Origin of the sequence: Listeria rocourtiae FSL F6-920 (assembly GCF_000525975.1) — a bacterium.
GTDB lineage: Bacteria > Bacillota > Bacilli > Lactobacillales > Listeriaceae > Listeria_A > Listeria_A rocourtiae.
The window spans coordinates 1-708 of sequence record NZ_AODK01000087.1 but is presented as its reverse complement, the minus strand read 5'-3'; the positions used below and the strand labels follow the sequence as shown (position 1 = coordinate 708).

At 39.3% G+C, this 708-nt stretch carries 2 protein-coding genes; both read left to right on the top strand.

Annotated elements, in window-relative coordinates:
* Positions 1-130 precede the first annotated feature (130 nt).
* Positions 131-349, top strand: coding sequence for a hypothetical protein (locus tag PROCOU_RS15830; protein WP_036074372.1), 219 nt, complete (start codon positions 131-133; stop codon positions 347-349).
* Positions 350-388: 39 nt separating this feature from the next.
* Entirely contained in the window at positions 389-571 is a 183-nt protein-coding gene (locus PROCOU_RS15825; RefSeq protein WP_036074369.1) for a hypothetical protein, read from the top strand.
* Positions 572-708: the final 137 nt, after the last annotated feature.

Below are 708 nucleotides of genomic sequence, written 5' to 3'. Positions count from 1 at the left end.
CTTAAATGTAATTTCCACATAACGAGACAATTTGTAATGAGTTCAACGTGCGCAAATGGCTAGAAGAAGAATTGAATCATATTGAGAGTTCAGAAATGCCAGATCATTTGAAGTTTGAGGAGGAACAAGCATGACGGTAAATTTAGGCGAAATCGCAGTTACTCAGCAACAAGTGGATTTGATGAAACACGCACTAGGCTTAGACAATACAAAGAGAGCATATAGAAATCACTTTGCGGCGTTAATTGTAAATACTGGCGATTGGGACAACCTAGTTAAAAAAAGGACTTGCGGAAAAAGGCGAAAACACAGGGCGCTTGATTTATTACCACGTCAGCGAACTAGGTAGACAGTTTTTAGATTTTTATGGGATTGAGGGTGTAAGGGGATGACAGACTATGAATGGGCATTAGATTGCTTACGTCGTGATGGAAAAATAACGGTAACATTCGTATCTAGGTGGCTTCGAATTGGTTATGCCACGTCTACGAAAATTTGTAATAGGTTGGTGGACGAAGGCTTTGCAGAAGTTCAGGACGGGATATATGTTTTGAAGGAGGAGCAAGCATGACAGTAGGCGAGTTGATAGAAGAACTTTCGAAGTATGACGACAATCAGGACGTAATTATTGTTGATTGTAATTTAGTTAAAATTGTAAATGTAGCAGGTATATATGAAACCCGTCTCGGTAGAGTCGTACTAAATACA

Coding starts and splice junctions, on each gene's coding strand:
- PROCOU_RS15830 (WP_036074372.1), top strand. CDS start 131: ATGACGGTAAATTTAGGCGAAATCGCAGTTACTCAGCAACAAGTGGAT.
- PROCOU_RS15825 (WP_036074369.1), top strand. CDS start 389: ATGACAGACTATGAATGGGCATTAGATTGCTTACGTCGTGATGGAAAA.